The sequence below is a fragment of the Paenibacillus sp. RS8 genome (assembly GCF_041956825.1).
In the GTDB taxonomy this organism is placed as follows: Bacteria; Bacillota; Bacilli; order Paenibacillales; family Paenibacillaceae; genus Paenibacillus_AQ.
In genome coordinates this window covers 3,995,901-4,016,710 of record NZ_CP168131.1, presented here as the reverse complement: position 1 = coordinate 4,016,710, position 20,810 = coordinate 3,995,901, and the positions used below count along the sequence as shown (strand labels likewise).

Sequence of the window (20,810 nt, the reverse complement as noted above, 5' to 3'; positions counted from 1 at the left end):
AAATCTCCAAGGATTCTTGTTAATACTCTTGAATGCTCATATTTCCTCGATTATCCACCTATACATCCCATAAAAATTGTTGGAATGGAGTAAATTTCCGGAAACTAGGACAACTAGATTATTCTATCACAAGAGGGTTCTACTTCATACGATTTATTTTAATTTCAATGAAAAATCCCACTCCCCTTCTGTAGCTCCGCATAAGTACGTTCAGTCTCAGTGGCATCTTTGGCGTTGTAGAGCACATACACCTCTGGTAATTTGATCACAATGTACGGCGGAGAATTTTTAACAAGATATACTTTACTCTTTCCGTACTCCTCAAACTTAAAGTTTCCAATAGCTACCGTATCCGTCGTTACGCCATTTGTTCTTCGGCCTCCTGAAGGGTAACTGTCCACAAGCTTAAGCTCTTGCACATCTTTCATAGCGAAGCTGTAGTTGTACATCGGATATTTAATCGAAACGGTACCCTTTCCATCTGCAGTTAATGTAGGTGTTGAGAAATCAGCCTGGACGCCCATCCATCCCGTCCCGATCAACAGCAATGCAACAAATACAAAGAGGCCGTAATATATACTCTTACCCGTTTTTGTCCCAATATTAATCGTAGTACCAATCCCAAGACGCTTCGGAACCATAACAGAACGATCATTGGGGTTATTATACGTTGTCCCATTGATCCAATATTCATCATCATCCGTATAAAGAATTTCATGTTCTCCTTTAAGGAGCGTTGTTTCAAATTGCTTCAATTTATAATGGACGTAAAAGATCCCTAGGACCGGAACAACAGAGAAAAAGAAGATGCCCAGACTCCATACTATAGTTGAAGCTGTCCCATTTAAGGAGAGGGCATATACCGTAATTACGGCGATGCAGCTATTGATTATAGCCATGCCAAACCAGAGCAGGGACCAATATCTACGATTAGTCTGATTAAGCAGGATATTAGTCTCGCTGTTGTCCGTGTACACTTTAGGCTTCATTCGATTAAAGGATATTGCAATAACAAAGAAAAACACAGTCAACCCTAATGCTGTGCCACCAGCCATTCGAAGAATTTCAATACTTCCCTTCGGAACCGGAATCGTAAAAGATAACGCAGCAATCAGGGCAGGAATTATGTACCAGTATAAAGAAAGGCCCATTTTCTTTTTTAGCAGGGATAGCTTAGTATCTATTCGAACCATTCGCTTCTCTCCCACGAACCACTCATTCTCCCGCTTCAACTGTGTAGCCGCACGATGTGCTTTTATGAAGGGAATTCGAAGCAGAAGCACCATTGCACACGTCCAAACATAAAAAAAGATCAGTGAAAGAGATATATAGGAGCTTAAACATAAGATAGGAATCAAGAATAAAATTAATAAGAATCCATACTTTTTGTACATCTTCCCAGTTGAGATTTGCAGTTCGCGCAGACGTTCATCCTCAAGAGCAAACCCCGGAAGACTAACTCCAAACCACAGATTGTCCTTTGGCTTCAAGGTGCTCATAAACGTCAGAAGCATAATCACAAAAATAAACACAGCTATAAAAAAGAAGAAAATAGCCATCTGAGCGTCCCCCTATTCCGTGATGGATGTAGACTTAAACGATACCGATGAAAAGATTCCGGCACACATTTGCATAAACTCCTCCCGTCCAATCCCTTTTACACTAGCCTCCGAGATGACTAAGCGAAGTTCATTTTCCAGCTTCTCCTTAAACTCTGGATGTCCATTCCCTATAGGAGCAACTGTTGCACCATGCCTGCGATCTATAGATATGAAGCCTTCATTCTTCAAAATTGCGTATGCTTTGTTCACGGTCATTGCATTAATACCTAAATCTTCAGCCATTTGCCGCACTGTCGGTAATTTCTCCCCATCCGCCAGTTCACCTGAGCCTATCCCAATCACGATTTCATTTCGGAGCTGTACATAGATTGGCGTATCACTTTTAAAATCAAGCGTAATGATCATTTTATCCTTCCATTCAAAAAAAGTATTATTTGTATTAGTTATACTAATACAAATAATACTTAATGTCAAAATCCCCTATTTAATTCGTATGGATTTGAACAGCATAAGCCTCTGCATCCCACTCCACTTTAGCGCCTAACATTTCACTGATTAGTCTTAATGGGACATACACACTATCATTAATAAAGACCGGTTTTTGCTCTGTGGCTATTACTTTTCCATTTACAGTCGTTTGTCCACTTACCGAATTTAAGATTATCGTAGTAGATGTAGATTCCTTCACGGCAATCACTGATCTCGATGGGACGTCCCAACGTACATTCACGCCCATTTGCTGAAATATTCCTCTTAGCGGAACGTACGTAGAATTGTTGAGCAGTAATGGAGGCATGGTCAACTCCATTTCATTATTGTTCAACTGCACCTGAATCGATTTCTTCACGGGCTGAGGCGTGTCAATCATAAAATCTCTAACCCCCAACCCAGTCTGTCCAAATTCATTCGTTCCCCATGCAAGAACATGACCGTCTTTTAAAAGTACATAATGATTTCTGTTCCCGCTGGTAATCGAAACTGCATTTTGAATACCACTAATCTGCTTAACATTCATTTTATTTTTATCATCAACCGTCCACTGCCATACGGTCCCATCAGCTTTCACCGCGGAGCCCGTTGTCATCGATATGACATCCGTGAGTCCTGGAATCTGAACCGGCTGTAAAGTTTCACCCTGATTCATATCTGTGTAATTATTCCATAACCAAACGGTGCCATCCCATCTCAAAGCTGCTCCACCCCACCCATTCGTATAAACAGCTCTATACTCCCCGCCGCCTTTAAGCAGGGTAGGCTTTAGAACCGCATCCTTTTTATTGCCTCTAATTTTAGACGATCCCCACACCCACACTTCTCCACCGTTACCAAGCGCCACTGAATTATTTGATCCCGCAGCGATATATAAAATGGAGGGTAACCCTTTCACTTGCATCGGTGTTAGCCCGTTTTTCTCCGAATTGTCGCCAAGTTCTCCTTGCTCATTGCCTCCCCATGCCCAGACCGTTCCGTCTTTTCGAAGCGCTAAGCTAAATGAATCACCCGCTGAAACAGAGGTCACATCGGTTAGCCCTTGCACTTGAACGGGATCAACAGTAACCGTCAACGACTGCGTTCCAGTGCCAAGTTGTCCATGTTCATTCCCTCCCACAGCCCACACGGTTCCATCATCTTTCAATATCAAATTATGACGGTAGCCACCTGAAACTTGCTTTACATGATCGATATGCATTTTGACTGGAGTATACGCCGGCGTCGTTGCCCCATTACCAATAGATCCGTATCCACCACCCCAAGCCCAGGCCGTTCCATCTGCTGTGATGGCATAAGCACTTCTATCCCCCGCATCCAGCCCTGTGATACCTGACAATAACTTCTTTTCATCCGGGAAATTCACTGTACTATCCGCTGCTACCACTAATGGAGAGAGCATAATCAAGCTTATAACAGTCCCAATAACAGTTTTACATATCATTCTTACTCGCACTTTAGAGATCAAACCTTTTTTGGACACTTGCGATCACTCCTTTTTAATAAGAATAGATAATCTAACAACTCACGGCCCCGTTCCAAGTTCTCCAATCTTCCAGCCGTTAGCATGCTTGGTCAACACTGCGAAGCGTGTCTCCTGACCATCTGGGGTATCGAACACAGGATTTAGCGATTTCATGTACAGATCGACCACAACATTTATCGTAGTACGATCACCGATGTCTTTAATTTCTGAACCAGAATCATAATCCATCACTTTATAAGCGTTAGGTTTAGCCTCTACGATACTTTCACTGAGTGCATTTTCACCACCAAAACCCGAATTATAGAGATGATGTGCTTGACGGTTAACCGTCAATGCCGTGAGTAAGGCATTAGGATTCAAACATGCACGAGCACGGGTATGATTACCCTCCTGAATCGCTTGAAAAAAAGCATCCAGCAGTTCGAAATGTCCTAATGAGGCCAAGTCTCCGTTCTCTCCTGCATCAGCAAACAGCCCCTCTCTCTCCGTCCACTCATCAAATGTAAGACCTGTTATATCTGTAAGACTACGCTTTTTAATGGAAGGACCGACGCTTTGAACATTAAATTCAAGCCAAGCCCCAACGGTATTTCCTGATTGTACTAACAGAATCAGATTGGAAGGATATGAAAATCCGCTTTGTCCCTCCGAACCAGGTAGCCCGTCGACTAAAGAATACCGCCATGCTTCAACATCACTGCCCTTCAGTGTAGTCAAATCAAAACCGGCATCTTTAGAGAACACGTTAGCTAATCGCCAGTAAAGTCCCTCTGGATACTCCCCTAGCTTCACCTCCCAATCCTGAGGTACATCCACCAAGAATTTATCGGGTTGGCTCTGAACTTTATAATCCAATGTTTGTAAAAAAACCTCGGGCTTCCAAATGGAAGACTGAATCGTCGGCGAAGCCTTCTTCCCTCCATTACATCCCATATTTAAAAACAGAAGTAAGCAGGTCAGTACAATCATAATAAACTGACGCCGAGCCATGGATAATCCTCCTCTACATTCACTCCCTCTTATTTAGACTGTGGAATATTATGTAAAGTTGCGAGAAACTGTAATTTTTTAAATCAATTTATACACATTTAACCTGTAGTTTAGGATTGAAGCTGATTTTAACTGTTTATATGGCATAAATCGCTTGTTGCTGCGCTCTAGGTCTCTCGTCCGTCTTTTGACACACGAAAACTTCAAGAGCATAATAAGCATCGGCATATTGCAACGGATTCCCACAACATACAGGGTTATGCAGAATTTTAGTGTGTTTTGCACCAGAGAGGATGATAACGAATGAAAAAAGATTTTCAAATAAAAAATAAGCCCTTTCTAATCTTTAGCTTCATCCTGCTCTTAAAATGCGCAGTGGCCTGGTTCGTGGTTTTTAGTGACGGCCCTAATTGGAGCATGCTGCTCACAGAGATCCCGTTCTTCTTTATCGTCTTTGGACTCATTGAGTGGATGGCTTCCAAACGGAAGTTTCTGTATTACATGATTGCGAACTTATTAATTTCAGTGATTTATTTTGCCGTCCTGATGTATTACAAGTATTACGGTGTAATTGCTACTTACCATGCTTTGGAACAAGCAGATAAGGTAACCAAGGTCGGAGAAAGCACGTACTCCTTGCTGGATCCTTACTATTTGTTCATTTTTGTGGATATTGTAGTCTTCATGTTCTTTATGTTCCGTCCGAAATATATTGCGATCTGGAAAGAAAGAGGCATGAACCGGCGCATGAACCGAACCGCCTTACTTGGGATCATTAGCGTTTCTCTTGCAATCTGTGTCTTTAATGTTTGGCCGAATCACGCAAGTATGAACGAGAATAAAAAGGCAGAGAGTATGGGGATTCTCAATTACGAGGTATATACCATTTTTGCCGACACCACGGAAAAGCAAGAAATGATCGACAGTAAAGAAATTACGCAGCAGTCTGTGGACGCTGCAAAGGGAATTACGGAGCCAGTCTCTCCAAAGTATTGGGCAGCGGCTCAAGGTAAGAATCTCATTGTAGTGCAAATGGAATCTTTTCAGAATTTCCTGCTTGGTTTAAGCATTGATGGACAGGAAGTAACTCCAAATCTAAATAAGCTTATAGCAAGCGAACATTATTTCAATAACTTCTATACGAATGCGGGGCAAGGAACAACATCGGATGCAGAGTTTGTAGTGAACACCTCTCTATATGTTCCTCATCACGAAGTAGCCACTTCCTCCAACTATATGACTAAGGAACTTCCTAGCTTGCCCAAGCTGATGAAAGCTAATGGATATAATACAGCCACCTTTCACACCAACAGCGTAGAATTCTGGAATCGCAAAACCTTATACAAGGTGCTGGGCTTTGATAAATACTACGATCAGTCCTTCTATGGAGATGATGATCATATCGCATTTGGTTCTTCCGATGAGGTGCTGTACTCCAAGACGGTTCCTGAATTAGTTAAAATGGATGCTGAAGACGATCCTTTTTACGCGATGGTTATCTCTATGAGTGCTCATCACCCTTATAAAATGCCAGAATCTAAATTTAAAATGACGCTGCCTAAAAGGTACGAAGGAACCTTGGTCGGCGACTATATTTTAGCCCAAAATTATGCGGATTACGCCATGGGACAATTTCTAGACGAACTGAAGTCCAGCGGGTTATGGGACGATAGCGTGATTGTCTTCTACGGAGATCATCAAGGTGTGTCCCTGTATTCCCTTGACGGCAATGAGAAATCATTAATGGAGGAAATGGTCGGACACGAGTATGGATATACCGATATGTTCAACGTTCCTTTCATTGTTCATGCTCCAGGCATTGACCAGCCTACTGTGTACACACAGACAGGAGGTCAGATTGACATCTTACCAACTGTAGCTAATCTGTTAGGGATTTCTATGAAGGACCAGCTCCACTTCGGAGAAGATCTGATGAATCAACAAACCAATCTGCTACCTGTCAGACATTTTCTTCCTACTGGTTCTTTTATTAATGACACAAGCTTGTACTTGACTGGTGTCGATTACAATGATGGAAATAACTATAATCTAATCGATGGCTCTGAAACTGAAGGCGGTTCGACACAAGCGCAATTTGATGCCGTTCAGCGGCTCCTGAATATGTCTAATAGTTATATTTTGCAACGGCCGGATTTATCTACTACGGATAATGGCGAACAGAGTAAATAATTGATATTCAAAAAAAAGAATGCCCTTCAGCCATTGGCCGAGGGGCATTCTTGTGTTTATTAAAGTAATTAAACCGTTGTTGCAGGCACACTCTCACGAATTTCCTCTTGCTCTACAGGTGCGCTAACCAGCATATACACACGAGATTCGTAAGGGCGTAATGCCACTGTCTCGATTTTCTCAGCAGGGTCAACTTCATAGTTATTCAACAGCAACTCACTGGAGTCAAATTCCAAGTCAAACGGAAGGTCGAACAGCGCTTCCTCTGAAGACAGGTTTGACATGACCAGCAATTTCTCATTGCCCAGTGTACGAGTATAAGCATAGATTCGTTCATCTTCAGGCAGGATCAAATCATAGGTTCCATAAACGGTAATAGGATTAGCGGCCCGAAGTGCGATTAGCTTTTTATAATGATGATAGATGGAATCAGGGTCCTGCTTCGCACGCTCCACATTGATCTCCGTGAAATTAGGATTGACCTTCATCCAAGGCTTGCCGCTACTGAAACCAGCATTCTCAGAGTCATCCCATTGCATTGGCGTTCTAGAATTGTCGCGACCGTTCTTCCAGATAACCTCCATGACTTCTTCATGTGATTTTCCGGCTTCTGTCTCTAAACGATACAGGTTCTTCATCGCCACATCATCATAATCATCCATCGAATCAAATCTTACATTGGTCATCCCAATTTCTTGACCCTGATAAATAAACGGTGTTCCTTGCATTAAGAAATACATCGTAGCCAGTGATTTAGCTGACTCTTTCCAGTACTGGCCATCATTACCCCAAGTTGAAACCGAACGCGGCTGATCGTGATTTTCGATAAAGAGTGCATTCCAGCCTTTACCTTCAAGACCTTTTTGCCAACGGGAAAGTGCTGATTTCAGCTGCAGAACATCCAAGCCACCCGTAACACTCTTATTCCAAAGGGCTAAATGCTCGAATTGAAAAATCATATTAAATTTGCCCTGCTCCTCGCCTACCCACATTTCCGCTTGATCGACACTAACACCACTCGCTTCACCAACGGTCATAATGTCATAACGATCAAATGTTTCCTGTTTCAGCTCCTGAAGAAAATCGTGAATTCCTTCCCGATTCATATGACCTGCACCGGACGAAACGAACGGAAGATGATCTGGATTTGGCAGATCAGGAAGTCCTGGGATTTTCTTAATATGTGAAATAGCATCCACTCGGAAGCCGTCGATCCCTTTATCTAGCCACCAATTGACCATACCGTACAATTCCTGACGTACTTCAGGATTCTCCCAGTTGAGGTCAGGCTGTCTTTTGGAGAATACATGCATGAAATATTGCTCTGTAGCAGGGTCAAACTCCCAGATCGAACCGCTAAAAATACTCTCCCAATTATTTGGTTCCTTTCCGTCCTTAGGATCTCTCCAAATATAATAATCACGTTTAGCATTATCCATGCTTGAACGTGCTTCAACAAACCAAGGGTGTTCGTCTGAAGTATGGTTAATGACAAGATCCAGAATCAGCTTCATGCCCCGTGCATGAACCTCGCTTAATAGCTGATCGAAATCAGCCATACTGCCGAACTCCGCCATAATATCCTGGTAATCTGAAATATCATATCCATTATCATCGTTCGGGGATTTATAAATAGGACAGATCCAAATGACATTGATGCCGAGGTCCTGTAAATAATCAAGTTTTGAGATGACTCCCTGCAGATCTCCAACACCATCGCCATTGCTGTCCATAAAGCTCCGTGGGTAAATTTGATACGCTGTGGCTTCTTTCCACCATGTTCTGTTCAATGTATGCAGCTCCTTCGTATTCATATACCCTCTCAGGAAAATATTTTCCTATTTAATTCACGAATTAGTGATTTTCATAATAAAACTTAAGATTATCGACTAAAAAACTATCTATTCAGGGTTTATTCAAGGAAATTATTTTCCTATGCGATCATTATAGGATCTTTTATTTTCCTGGTCAATAACAATCTTTTGGATTCTTGGAGCTATCCATGATATGCTTGCGATATATTCTAGAACGAATACAAGCTTGGAAAGTTATGGTGATATTCTTGAAGGTAAAAATTAAAGATATAGCCAAAATGGCTGACGTTTCAATAGCTACCGTATCAAGGGTTGTCAACAACAGCAAACCGGTAAACGAGGAAGTTCGTAAGCGTGTATTGGAAGCCATGAAACAAATGAATTACCGTCCTAATGTCATCGGTTCAGATGCAGGTAGATCGGATACACCTCTGATAGGTGTCATTATTCCGCAGAACAGTAATACCGTGCTTGACGATTTCAATATTGGCATACGTGATCTCGCCGAGCTATATGGTTATGATGTTTTGGTCGGGTTAACAGACGGAAGTGTGAATAGTGAACTTCATTATTTGAACTTATTCCACCATATGGGGACTGAGGGTTATATATATGTAGGCTCGGTTCCGAGTAAGGAGCACTTGGAGATTATCCAAAAATCCGGGTCACCTTGCGTGTTAGTTGGAGAACAATCTCAGATTGATTCGATCCCTTCTGTCCATCTGGATAATGTTACCGCTTCCTATGAAGCCGTTACTTATCTGATTCAGAAAGGACATAGAAGTATTGGCATGATCCGGGTATCTGGAGATAACGCAGTAGGTGGCGATCGATATCGCGGCTATCAACAAGCGCTTATGGATGCAGGTATTTCCTTAAGAGAAGAATGGGTAGTAGAAAGTGGAATGGCCGTAGAAGATGGAAGCGACGCAATGCGCCGGATCAAGGATAGCGGAGAACTGCCTACTGCGGTTTTTTGCTCCACAGATTGGATGGCTGTTGGAGCGATGAATTTCCTGATCGATAACGGTATACGGGTGCCAGAGGATGTTGCGGTTTTTGGATTCGATAATAGCTTTATCGCTTCTGTCGTTCGGCCCAAGCTGTCCTCAGTGGAATACTCCGGAACGGAGATTGGAATGACCGCTACTCGAACCTTAATCAAGCTGATTAAAGGGGAGACTGGTATTCAGCATCATGCCAATGTGGCTCATTATTTGGCGATTCGGGAAAGTACGGGTTAGGGAAAACTTCCCCTAACCCTATTTTTAAATCTGATAATGGTTATTGTGTAAATCCTACTCGTGCACGTTCTCGTCCTTTAGTATCCAGTGTAATAGAACAGATGGAAGTAATGGGAATATACAGTTCTTCGAATTCTGTCCGATATTTGATAAACTTCTCACTCACCGTTTCCAAAATACCTTTTCTAGCGTTAGAGCCATCTACAAAATAAATGGTTACCTCTTTGCCCTGCAAAGCTTCCAGCATAACCCGCTTCACTCCTTCAACTTACAGATTTGTGATGACTTTGTCGATAATCCCGTACTCTACCGCTTCATCAGCTGTCATGAAATAATCCCGGTCCATATCTTGTAGTACCTTTTCCACCGTCTGTCCGGTTCGGTCTGCTGTAATTTGCACAAGCACTTCCCTTAGCTTCAAGATACGTTTAGCTCTGATCGCAATATCACTAGCCTGACCCTGTGCTCCGCCATGCGGCTGATGTATCATAATCTCACTGTTTGGCAGCGCATAACGTTTACCTTTAGCCCCAGCTAACAATAGAAGTGAACCAAAGGAAGCCGCCATCCCTGTGCAAATCGTATTTACCTGCGGTTTAATAAGCTGCATCGTGTCATAAATACTAAATCCTGCTGTTATGGAGCCTCCTGGACTATTGATATACATGTGTATATCTTTATCTGGATCCTCTGCCGATAAGAACAATAGCTGGGCAACTACACTATTCGCCAATTGATCCTCAATCTCTGCCCCTACAAACACAATCCGGTCTTTTAGCAGCCGTGAATAAATATCGTAAGATCTCTCTCCTTGATTCGTTTGTTCAATGACATAAGGAATGTACGCCATGTGTATGCGACCTCCATCCGTTAATTTTTATTTGAAATCTACCCTGTAAACGGATTAGTCTTTGGATAGGATACGTTCAGAGAACAAAATATTATTTTTATTATTGCGTATCTTAATTTAGCGCTCATTCGTTTATTATTAGAAGTAACCGAAATCACTTTACCGGAAAAGGGGTTATGCAGTGTGATCAGCCTTGAGGAGCTTAGCACCGGCCATGAACCGGATGAGAATCATACCATGTCTTTGCAAATGGCGCTGAAGCGGTATTGCCTTGCACTGACACAATCCCCATGGGAAGCCGAAGATTTGGCTCAGGATACTTGGGTCAAAGCACTGGGCTATTTGAAGACTTCCGAACATACGAAGCTGAAGAGCGAAATGAACGATACAAATGAAAATAACCCAACCCATCAAATGAGCGATACAAGTCAAATGAACGATACAAATCAAATGAACGATACAAATCAAATGAACAACAATACAGATCATACAATTCGTACGAATTTCAGCTCGCTGACGAATCACCCGAATCCCGAGGCATTGCTTCTGCGGATTGCCAGAAATACCTGGATAGATATTACACGGCGTAAAGCCACGTTATCGCGGTTACTGGAAATGGATCAACCTAAGACTGAAGAAGCAGCAGGTTATGGCTCATTTGAGATTGAGGCTGCTTTTCAAGCCTTGCAGAAGCATTTATCTCCACTACAGCAAGCGGTGTTCCTGCTCCGCGATGTATTTGAGTACTCCGGTATTGAAGCCGCCGATATGCTCGACACCACGGAAGGAGCCGTCAAAGCTGCGCTACATCGAGCCCGGCAAGCCCTCCCTGCCGTAAGGCAAGAGCTTCTTCAATCCGACGGTCCCTCTATACCGCAGAACACGGAATTACAAATTGCTCTGAATCACCTTGCTTCTGCCTATGAACAAGGGAAAATTACCGAGCTTATCGCATTAGTCCTCGCGGATGAAAACCAGGAAGCTGTATTGGCAGTGTCTAGCCAAAGCTTACAGAGCTTCCAAAGCGTTCAACCTTTCCAGTCTGGCGGATTCAGCTCCACAGGTTGGAATTATGCCGAGCCTGGAATGCGAATGGTGGCTTAATCTTTTGTAATGCTATCTCGTGATGCCACAGTAGCTTAGCTTAATATGATACGTTATGTTATAACCGAACAAATATTAATTTTGGAAAGTGTGCGTTTGGTGTGTAGAAATAGGTTAGTTGGGTTAGTTGGGTTAGTTGGGTTAGTTGGATGAGTTGGGTGAGTTAGATGAGTTTAGCTATCCTTTAGCTTTGAGCTAGTGATGTTGTAAAATGTGCAACAGAATCCAAGAAATCAACGCTAAAAAACGAATCTACTGCAGGATCTGCAATAGATTCTTTATAGAAGTAGCTTTTAAGGCAATTTCTCATCTTTTGATTGTACAAAGTGCAATAGAATCTGATTCTATTCTATATATTTGAGATTCTATTGCACAAAGTACAATCAAAACAATAAAACTCCCTTACATATCTTTATGCGTAACGATTTCAAGCACAATCCCCAGCATTCAAACGACAATCTTCATTTAAACTTACAAATAAGCATTAGTTGGTGAGGAGTGAAATTATGAGGAAGATTCTTATTTTAGGCGGCACGCGCTTTTTTGGAAAAAGATTAGTTGAACGGTTGCTACAGGATTCCGCGAACGACGTAACGATACTGACACGTGGAGAAACTAGCGATTCCTTTGGAGATCGCGTTCACCGGATCCATGCGGACCGTTTCCAACCAAACGAGCTCACTCAGGCGGTAGGAGATTCATTGTGGGATGTCGTGTTCGATAATATTTGTTATTCACCGGATGAAGCGGATCAGGCACGCCGGATTTTTGATGGTAAAACAAAACGGTACATTCTCACCTCAAGTCTATCCGTGTATGATTTCAGCGAAGAGGCCCTGACCGAAGAGATTTTTGATCCTGAAACATACCCTATACACTACGGAGGACGGAATGATTTCACCTATCAAGAGGGAAAAAGACTGGCAGAAGCCGTCTTCATGCAGCAGGCTAGCTTCCCAGTCGCTGCGGTTCGCTTTCCAATTGTACTGGGAATAGATGATTATACGCGAAGACTTCATTTTCATATCGAGCATGTCCGTAACGGGCTACCTATCGGCATACCGAATCCTGAAGCGCATATCTCCTTTATTCGTTCGGATGAAGCTGCTGATTTCCTATATTGGTTAGGCTGCTGTTCTACTGTGACAGGACCGATCAATGCTTGCTCAGACGGAACGGTTAGAATTAAGGATGTTCTCAAAATGATTGAAAAAGAAACAGACAAGCAAGCCATTATCCTTAACCAAACCGATGACGAGCATATGTCGCCATTCGGAATTGAACACTCCTGGTTTATGGATACGACAAAAGCCCAGTCCGCGGGCAACAAGTTTCTCCTTCTAAATGACTGGCTTCCAGAGCTAGTTAGCTCCCTGAACAAAACTTACGAGGAATAACGCACATCCTATACAAGCACGCATCATTCATCTATGCGATTCATCTATGAGATAAGAGCTACCCCTAAGTAGATATTTTCTACGAAGTTGGTAGCTTCTTCACTAAAACCTCGGTGAGCATTTCAGATAACTGCACTCTATACAACTAAACCACACTAACAAAGCTTATGTTCGACTTTAGTTGTATTCAGTGCAATTAAAAACTAGCTAAACACCACTAACGGTCTTTCCCGGAGAAAATAACTGCACGAAGTACATCTAAACACTTTATAAGGAAAACTCATCCTTTAATAGCTGCATTAAATACACTTAACGTGCAAAGAAGGTAGTTAGAAGAATCTCTCCTCTAAACTACCTTTTTACGTTACAGAATTAGTGTGAATCAAGTCGTTCCGATAGGCGAGCAGTCAATCAAACCTTCACCTAAGCGGAGATTGTCAAATAGGACTGCTCCGCAGGCGCAGGCGTTTCATCGCCAGTTGAGTCACTGTCATCTCCAGCGATAATTTCGTCTACTATATCCGAATTAATCTTGAAGACGTTAATTTCCTTGAATAATTTTTGTGAAATCTCATTAATCTCAACCGCTTGGCGGGCAATATCGTGAATTGCATTATCCTGTTGCACGCTAGAGGCATTCACTTCCTGAACCCCTGCCGCAGTTTCCTCAGCAATAGCCGCCACATTATGAACAGACTCCGCAAGTCTACGATTCATGGTCTGTGTCATATCTACCTTGTCATGGATTTGCCCAATCTGCTTACTAATCTCAATAATTGACTGATCTATCGCTTCAAAAGATGACAACGTTTCGGCCACTTTTTGATCCTGTTCTTCAAGGTTTCCTTTGGTCTCCAGCATATATTGCTGGAATTCATCCATCCCAGCTTGCAGTTCGTTAATAATCTGACTGATATGTACGGAGGACTCTTTGGTCTGATCTGATAATTGTCTCACTTCATCAGCTATGACTGCAAAGCCCTTCCCATAAGCTCCCGCCCTTGCCGCTTCAATCGCAGCATTTAAAGAGAGAATATTGGTCTGGTTAGAAATGTTTGTAATCGATTTAGTTATTCTAGAGATATCCTTCGATTGGTCGCTCAATTTGGTCAGTGCAAGATACACCTTATTCACAGACTCACGTGAATGCTCCGATACCTCGCGCAAAGCGATGACGGACTCGGAACCTTTTCGAGTATTGTGATTAGCCGTTTGACTGGTCGATAGCATAACCTCGGTATACTCGGTAATTTCATGAACTTCCCGTTCCAATTCTTGAATCAAGCCTGCACTCTGCTCAGATTGTCCGGCTTGCTGCTCAGCGCCTACAGAGATTTCCTGTATTGTGCTTACGATTTCTTGATTCGTATGAGCGGTAATCGAAGAAGATTGTTGAAAAGAGTGCGAATAAGTCGCGAGCGAAGAAGCAACAGATTGGGTATGTTGAAGCATCTCTCTTACCCGCAAAACCATATGGTCAAAATGATGACTCAGACTTCCTAACTCATCGTTATATGGCGAATTAATCTGCTGCCGTAAATCTCCCTCAGCAATTTTTCGTAGAGCCGCTTGCAGCTTATTTATAGGGTTCAAGAAGGAACGTATAAGCATAACAGCAATAATAATTGTGAAAATGAACACTAGTATTGCTGCATAGGTTCCCATAGAACTGGTCAGATTTAATAAATCAAAAGAATAATCTTGAGCCTTCTCTGCGTTCTCTGCTGCTGCGGTATATAGTTTCTCATTAGTCTCCAGCATAGCCTTATTCATAGCCAATGCCTTCGTATGTAATTCATCTATTCGTTCCAAAACAGCCATAGGATCAAGCAGCTCGTCCTTTATAGTATTTACTAATCCGTCAAAATAACCTGTATATCCTCCAACTTGATTGTATAATTGTTCTAACTCCTTAGATGCTGGAGAATCTGCCTCAAACTTCACTTTGCCCAATTCTTCCATTAGCTTTGTCTGTTTATCCTTAAATGGTTGAGTAAACTCCAAATCGCTAGAACCCGCTAGAGAGGTCTCCACACCGTTCATTTCTTGAAGCAGTTGAGTAATAGTGGATACTGTAATTCTTTTTTCCATCTCCATTTTTTGCGTTTCCATAGAGATTTCTACTTGATTGATTTTATAGTTTTGGTATAGCGCTACCCCTAGAAAGAATAGTACCACGGCAGAAAAACTCAAGATCAACTTCCACTTCATTGATAGATGCATAGACCTAGCCTTCAACATTATCATCCTCCGTATAAAGCCTCATATAGCAATAGGTACTTTTTACTAATATCTAAATTGTAGAAGCTGTACATTAAATACCGGGCACAGTTTTGTATGAGAATTGTAAATTATGTCGAATACACGGGCTATAACTCCCCTATTGCAATTGACGTAACGTTAAGTGCTAAAATATTTCCATAGGGCGCCTTATCAATCTATAGAACGGGAGTTGTCTATGAGTGGATTTGTGACTATTGATAAGCTTTCTACGCAAATCGGACTGACGAGTCGGACGTTGCGTCACTGGGAAGCACAAGGATTGTTTGAAAGTCACCGAGAGGCTAGCTCGGGTTGGAGAATTTATGATGAGCACGCAATACTCGCTATTCGAATCACCGCATTTTTAAGAAAACTTGATATTAGTATTAAGGATATCGGTACCGTCCTACAGAGCATGTCCGTTCAGTCCTTATATGAAATACTCCTTCAGCAATCTGCTTCAATTCATAAGGAGAAATCTGATCTCACACAAAAAGATCGTGAAATCCGCTTCTTCCTACAACTAATATCCGCACGTATGGAGGAACCCATAACTAACCATTTGTTATTAGCGTTGAACGAAGAGTCATCCAATTCATTAGATGTTACGAATGAGAATGAGGAGGTTCTATCTATGACAACGATTAAACACTCTCCACCTATCCATGTAAGATTCATTACACTTCCACCTATGAGATTTGCCTATAATATTGCAGTCAGCACATCTCCAGAGGATGAAGCAATGACTCCTGTTACGGAATGGTTAGAGGCTAACCATCTCTTGGGGACGGCACGTCTATTTGGTGGGAATACACATCCGCATCCAAGTGGTGAGAATAATCCTTATGGCTATGGATTTTGTGCCTCCATTCCTGAAAATGTAGAAATACCAAGCCAGCTTAAAGAGATGCGGTTCGATGGCGGTCTCTATGCAATGACAGAAAGCAGCGATGATATCTACGGCTCATGGCAAGCAATAATGAGTTATTTGGATAATAACTTGGATTATCAGGCTGACCACGATTCAAGATTATGCCTTGAGGAGCATATCCGTAACGATAGTCCAAAAGGCAGCGGAAGTCAGTATGTATTAAATCTGCTGGAACCTGTAAAAAAGAGATCATAGAACTGTCTATATATTAAGACCTTCTCTTAGAGGGTTATAGAATAAAATGCTCTCCCCTGCCCATCATGGCAGTTGGAGAGCATTTTGTTTGTTTTCAAGAAACTAGAGTGTCACATAAGATTGACCCAGCTTTGCGTAAAGGTGATGTTAATATTCTCTATGCAATAGCCGGAGTAATCTTTACAAAGATAAATCGTGTAAGCGGCCCGATTAATAAGATTTGCAGTGGAAGTGCAACAATGAAATTCTTACCGATTGCAGACAGATAAGCCATCGGTAGTTCTGAGGAGAACCCTACATGAAGAACTGCACCGTAGAAGGACATAAACAACACCATTCCGGTCACCATAAAAAAGGATATAAACATAATTTTTTTGATCATCGGATCATTCTCTTTAACCAGCTTATGCGCAATCCCCTTCGCAACCTTACCTACAACAAATACATCCAGAATTAAAGCAACAAGAAACGCTGGTACGTAGCCGATGACTACGTCTTTAACTACCGTATCCGACCAGCCCTCCATCAGCACTACATTGTAAATGCTCATCCCCAGCACCATCAATGCACACATGATAGACGTAAATAATAATGCTTCTTTTTTGTTTCTTCCCATCTTCAAGCTCCTTTTATCTCTATATTGTCAACTTGGATTACAATACCACAGCAATTTGAAATTAGTCAACCAAGTTGACAATAAATTCAAATGACTTATACTTGGATAAACGAGCTATGATTTAGGAGTGTTCATATGGATAACCATCTACAAGAAATGAACCTAATTGATTTACTTAGTGAGAAGCATTTAGTCTTACGTAAAATAGTGACCGACCAAGACCCGGATCAAATCAACAAGACTGAATCCCATATCCTGGCGGTTCTTGAGGCACATCAAATGCTCTCGATCTCAGAAATCAGTAGAATTATTAATATTTCCAGGCAGGGTACACATAAAAGCATTAAAGGACTATTATCACGTAACTACGTAGAGGCTGTTGAAGTCGAAGGAAATCAGCGTGACAAAAACATCACTCTTACCCAGAAGGGAATCGCATGCAATCAAAGAATGATGGTCACCAAAATTGAATTAGAGCAAAAAATTGCCAACAAGCTTGGAGCAGCTAACGTAGAGCTTCTCAGAGCTTTGCTAAAAGAAGAATGGCTCTAATCTCCAGCTAAAAAAGACGCAGAGTTCTCCACCCTGCGTCTATAAAAAATATTCAATTATTTTCCGGGAAATGGTTTGTTACTTAGATTTCTCTAATGCAATGTTAGCTGCGCTCTCCCCGCCAAGACGACCTGAGGTAAAGGAGTACCCAATACCAACGCCGTTTCCAACATAAGTATCATTAAACAACACACCTTCAGATTCTAGACCTACAGCAAACAATCCTTTCACTGGTGTCCGTTTATCATTCAGAACTTGGAATTTTGTATTTACTAGCAAGCCACCAACTGAACCCAGATTATTGATTTCAGCAATGATGGCGTAATATGGACCTTCTTCACCCATAGGTTCTAAATACTCAGCAGCTTTTCCAAATTCAGCATCTACACCAGTTTTTGTTGCTTCTGTATAACTATTATAATTTTCTACAAACACATCAACATCCATCCCTGCATTCGTAGCTAATTCCTCAATCGTGTTTCCTTTGAAACCATCTCCGTTCTCCACCATCGAATCAAATACTTTCTCGACATTTGTCCAAGGGTTCTCTAGTGTGAATTTATCGGCAAATTCAGCATAGAATTCCGGTGGCATTCCTGGAAGACTTGGTGCATGAACACCATTCATCCCCTTGGTCTGAAGTGCCTCCAGTTGTGATTTCGAGACGATAACCATGTGATACGGACCATTAAATGCACTTGTATTCGCTGCTGCAACCGAAGTTAACGTCGCCGCTTCATCTCTGAATCGAGCACCAGAAGTACCTACATTCATGAAATTCGGAAGATACGTCAACATTAGTGGATAACTTGCTTCAAAAGGTTCATATTGTGCTTTGAGACCTTGTGTTGCTCTAGCTAATGTTTGGTGAAGCATTTGTCCACCGAAGTTGTCAGGTACCTTGGCTCCAGCTTCCCATGCCATCTTCAGGCCTTCTCCTACGTTTTGTCCTAATCCACCGTTAACCCCTTCGAAACCAAACGCCTCTTTTACCATTTCTTTATTTGCAGCATAACCACCTGTAGCCATAACGACACTCTTCGCTGTGATTTCAAGTGTTGTACCATCTGCTTTCTCAGCGATTACTCCTGTAACTTCTCCAGCTTCATTCGTAATCAGCTTTTTGGCAGTCGTTTCTGTGATCACTTGTCCGCCATTTTGTTCAACTGATTCGGATAACATTTTACGAAGCGTTTCTTCACGTGTTTCATAAGCTGGAAGCACATGTAATTGCTCACCGAAGAAATTCAAGAAGCTAGTTTGATATCCTTTTTCGGCTAACCAGTCGTAAGTTTCACCGGATTTAGTAACATATTGTCTAATCGCTGCTGCATCCACTCTCCAGTGATTGTTGACAATCCAATCCGCAATTTCTTTTTCCACATTTACTTTTAGATTATTATTCGTAGCAGCGGATGAATTATAGAACTTACCTGCCCAGGACAAGTTACTCGCTCCCCCGATGACACCCGTTTTCTCTATAATAATAACCTTAGCACCTTTATCAGCCGCTGTAACAGCCGCAGATACACCGGATGCCCCAGCGCCCACTACAACAACATCGGTTTCAAGTTTTTCTGTTTTCCCTTCACCAGCTTTTTTTGCACCTCCGGCTTTGAGAACTTCAAGATTACCTCCACCTTTGGTTACGGCATCTTCCACAGCGGCAAGCATGGCCTCACTGGAAAGACTTGCACCACTAACAGCATCAACTGCCAAGGATTGCCCTTCTAGAATTTGTGCTTTAATTTTTTCAAGTGCACTATCTCCCAGCCCTCCTGTTTCCGATTGGCTTACGATCTTAATATCTTTAATTTTATCTGGCTCATCCATAGTTACTTCTACTTTAATGACTCCCTCTTTTCCTTCCGCTTCTCCTGTGAACGTACCGGCTTTAAAGGACGATGACGACTTAGCCGATTCCCCATTTCCCGTACATCCACTCAGCATGGAAACGATCAGCACCATACAAAAAGATAACATGAGCATTTTCTTGACGAAATTTCTGTTACGCATTTCTGTTCTCCCCCAGTGTCTAATATCTTATAACCTGATGCAAATAACGTGATAATTTTCACAAAGATAATGATTAATCAACAACGACATCTGACAGGCTATATCCCGAAGTATAAACATTGGTGCAACACCAAGGTCAATGTCTACTTTTTGTCCAACTAGAAGAAAAACATCTGCCCAAAGAGCAGATGTTTAATTAGAGTCACTATTTGATTGGGATATTCACTTCCAAATAAGATCTATTATGGCCTTCAATTTTTTCGGTGAGCAGTAATTTTCCAACCACATCTCCCGAAATGGAATAATGATTAGCTTCGATATAGTCAAACATGAACTGCAAGGAGTTCTTCGTGATATATTTTTCATCCGTACATAACATTGTTGCTGAGATACAAAGACTTGGGCTAATATACTCTGCGTACTCTTCAATATCCATTTCGAATTGTTGCGCTTCATCTTCTAGCAAAGTAAGGCCCCAGCTATAATTAAAATTATTGTTTTCACTGAAAAAGATACCTGTATCCTCAATTCTAAAAGAATAAAACGCATACGGCAGCAGATCCATCCAAGTGTTGACTAAGCTTTTTACAATATCATTTTTTAATAATGCATTTTTATCCGTTTGCTTTAGTCTATACATACCTGGCAGCTGTTTAAGTTTACACTTATATAAAGAGGAGTCTAATTCTCTGAGTTCATTATGAATTTCATTCATCTTTTTTAGCAGCATCGTCTTCCGCTTGATCTCTTCTTCTAAATTCGACTCTGTTTCCTGCATCCTACCCATAACTTGCTCTAATGAAGACTCCTTCATCAGCGTTGCCACTTCCGGCAATGGAATTCCCATACTTCTGTACCATCTACTCATTAGCAAATCTCTTGCATCTAAGTCATTAAAATATCTGTAATTATTGCTGTTATCTTTAGTGGGCCTAACAATATCATGTTTCTCGTATAACCTCAGCGTATCTGCAGTTACACCGAGAATGGAAGCAAATTCCCCTATGCAATATTTCACCTGATGTCCCTCCATCCATTTCATGCCTACCCAGCCACATTAAATGATATACAGAAGGACAATATTTAGATATGAAGTAGTTCATTTCTTACTA

At 41.7% G+C, this 20,810-nt stretch carries 17 protein-coding genes; 6 read left to right on the top strand and 11 right to left on the bottom strand.

The window, feature by feature from the left end; translation table 11 throughout:
- Positions 1-164: 164 nt before the first annotated feature.
- The 4 genes from ACDZ28_RS18985 to ACDZ28_RS18970 form a co-directional block, all read right to left on the bottom strand.
- Positions 165-1,559 carry a DUF5808 domain-containing protein gene (locus ACDZ28_RS18985; RefSeq protein ID WP_375102512.1) on the bottom strand — a complete coding sequence of 465 codons (1,395 nt, stop codon included), beginning with the start codon at positions 1,557-1,559 and terminating at the stop codon, positions 165-167.
- A 12-nt stretch (positions 1,560-1,571) separates the two neighbouring features.
- Positions 1,572-1,967: a GntR family transcriptional regulator gene (locus tag ACDZ28_RS18980; protein WP_042126163.1), complete on the bottom strand. Its 396-nt coding sequence runs from the start codon at positions 1,965-1,967 to the stop codon at positions 1,572-1,574.
- A 79-nt stretch (positions 1,968-2,046) separates the two neighbouring features.
- The gene (locus ACDZ28_RS18975; RefSeq protein ID WP_375102511.1) at positions 2,047-3,534 is read right to left on the bottom strand and encodes a stalk domain-containing protein; all 1,488 of its coding nucleotides are present in this window, start codon (positions 3,532-3,534) and stop codon (positions 2,047-2,049) included.
- Between the two features lie 42 nt (positions 3,535-3,576).
- A complete protein-coding gene (locus ACDZ28_RS18970) occupies positions 3,577-4,527 on the bottom strand; it encodes a DUF4830 domain-containing protein (protein ID WP_375102510.1) in 951 nt (316 codons plus the stop codon).
- 303 nt (positions 4,528-4,830) lie between these two features.
- Here ACDZ28_RS18970 and ACDZ28_RS18965 point away from each other — a divergent pair, with 303 nt between their 5' ends.
- Entirely contained in the window at positions 4,831-6,717 is a 1,887-nt protein-coding gene (locus ACDZ28_RS18965; RefSeq protein ID WP_375102509.1) for an LTA synthase family protein, read from the top strand.
- 68 nt (positions 6,718-6,785) lie between these two features.
- Here ACDZ28_RS18965 and ACDZ28_RS18960 read toward each other — a convergent pair whose 3' ends face one another.
- A complete protein-coding gene (locus ACDZ28_RS18960; RefSeq protein ID WP_375102508.1) occupies positions 6,786-8,507 on the bottom strand; it encodes an alpha-glucosidase in 1,722 nt (573 codons plus the stop codon).
- Between the two features lie 212 nt (positions 8,508-8,719).
- On the opposite strand from ACDZ28_RS18960, the gene ACDZ28_RS18955 reads away from it, so the two are divergent.
- Positions 8,720-9,775, top strand: a complete 1,056-nt coding sequence (locus ACDZ28_RS18955) for a LacI family DNA-binding transcriptional regulator (RefSeq protein WP_375102507.1) — start codon at positions 8,720-8,722, stop codon at positions 9,773-9,775.
- A gap of 40 nt (positions 9,776-9,815) precedes the next feature.
- Here ACDZ28_RS18955 and ACDZ28_RS18950 read toward each other — a convergent pair whose 3' ends face one another.
- On the bottom strand, positions 9,816-10,022 hold the full coding sequence (locus ACDZ28_RS18950; RefSeq protein ID WP_042126156.1) for a hypothetical protein: 207 nt from the start codon (positions 10,020-10,022) through the stop codon (positions 9,816-9,818).
- A 21-nt stretch (positions 10,023-10,043) separates the two neighbouring features.
- The gene (gene clpP / locus ACDZ28_RS18945; protein WP_042126154.1) at positions 10,044-10,625 is read right to left on the bottom strand and encodes an ATP-dependent Clp endopeptidase proteolytic subunit ClpP; all 582 of its coding nucleotides are present in this window, start codon (positions 10,623-10,625) and stop codon (positions 10,044-10,046) included.
- Positions 10,626-10,862: 237 nt separating this feature from the next.
- On the opposite strand from clpP, the gene ACDZ28_RS18940 reads away from it, so the two are divergent.
- Both ACDZ28_RS18940 and ACDZ28_RS18935 read left to right on the top strand, forming a co-directional pair.
- A complete protein-coding gene (locus ACDZ28_RS18940) occupies positions 10,863-11,729 on the top strand; it encodes an RNA polymerase sigma factor (RefSeq protein ID WP_375105378.1) in 867 nt (288 codons plus the stop codon).
- 506 nt (positions 11,730-12,235) lie between these two features.
- Complete coding sequence (locus ACDZ28_RS18935; protein ID WP_375102506.1) at positions 12,236-13,126, top strand: NAD-dependent epimerase/dehydratase family protein; 891 nt, start codon at positions 12,236-12,238, stop codon at positions 13,124-13,126.
- A 423-nt stretch (positions 13,127-13,549) separates the two neighbouring features.
- Here the strand turns inward: ACDZ28_RS18935 and ACDZ28_RS18930 are convergent, their stop codons facing one another.
- Complete coding sequence (locus ACDZ28_RS18930; protein ID WP_375102505.1) at positions 13,550-15,337, bottom strand: methyl-accepting chemotaxis protein; 1,788 nt, start codon at positions 15,335-15,337, stop codon at positions 13,550-13,552.
- Positions 15,338-15,584: 247 nt separating this feature from the next.
- Between ACDZ28_RS18930 and ACDZ28_RS18925 the strand changes: the two genes are divergently transcribed.
- Positions 15,585-16,514 carry a MerR family transcriptional regulator gene (locus ACDZ28_RS18925; protein WP_375102504.1) on the top strand — a complete coding sequence of 310 codons (930 nt, stop codon included), beginning with the start codon at positions 15,585-15,587 and terminating at the stop codon, positions 16,512-16,514.
- A gap of 157 nt (positions 16,515-16,671) precedes the next feature.
- On the opposite strand, the gene ACDZ28_RS18920 is transcribed toward ACDZ28_RS18925, so the two are convergent.
- Complete coding sequence (locus ACDZ28_RS18920; RefSeq protein WP_339290169.1) at positions 16,672-17,130, bottom strand: DUF2798 domain-containing protein; 459 nt, start codon at positions 17,128-17,130, stop codon at positions 16,672-16,674.
- Between the two features lie 135 nt (positions 17,131-17,265).
- Between ACDZ28_RS18920 and ACDZ28_RS18915 the strand changes: the two genes are divergently transcribed.
- Positions 17,266-17,682 (top strand): MarR family winged helix-turn-helix transcriptional regulator, encoded by a 417-nt coding sequence (locus tag ACDZ28_RS18915; RefSeq protein ID WP_375102503.1) that lies wholly within the window; start codon positions 17,266-17,268, stop codon positions 17,680-17,682.
- Positions 17,683-17,760: 78 nt separating this feature from the next.
- Here ACDZ28_RS18915 and ACDZ28_RS18910 read toward each other — a convergent pair whose 3' ends face one another.
- Positions 17,761-19,698, bottom strand: coding sequence for an FAD-dependent oxidoreductase (locus tag ACDZ28_RS18910; protein ID WP_375102502.1), 1,938 nt, complete (start codon positions 19,696-19,698; stop codon positions 17,761-17,763).
- A gap of 205 nt (positions 19,699-19,903) precedes the next feature.
- Complete coding sequence (locus ACDZ28_RS18905; protein WP_042126140.1) at positions 19,904-20,716, bottom strand: MerR family transcriptional regulator; 813 nt, start codon at positions 20,714-20,716, stop codon at positions 19,904-19,906.
- Positions 20,717-20,810: the final 94 nt, after the last annotated feature.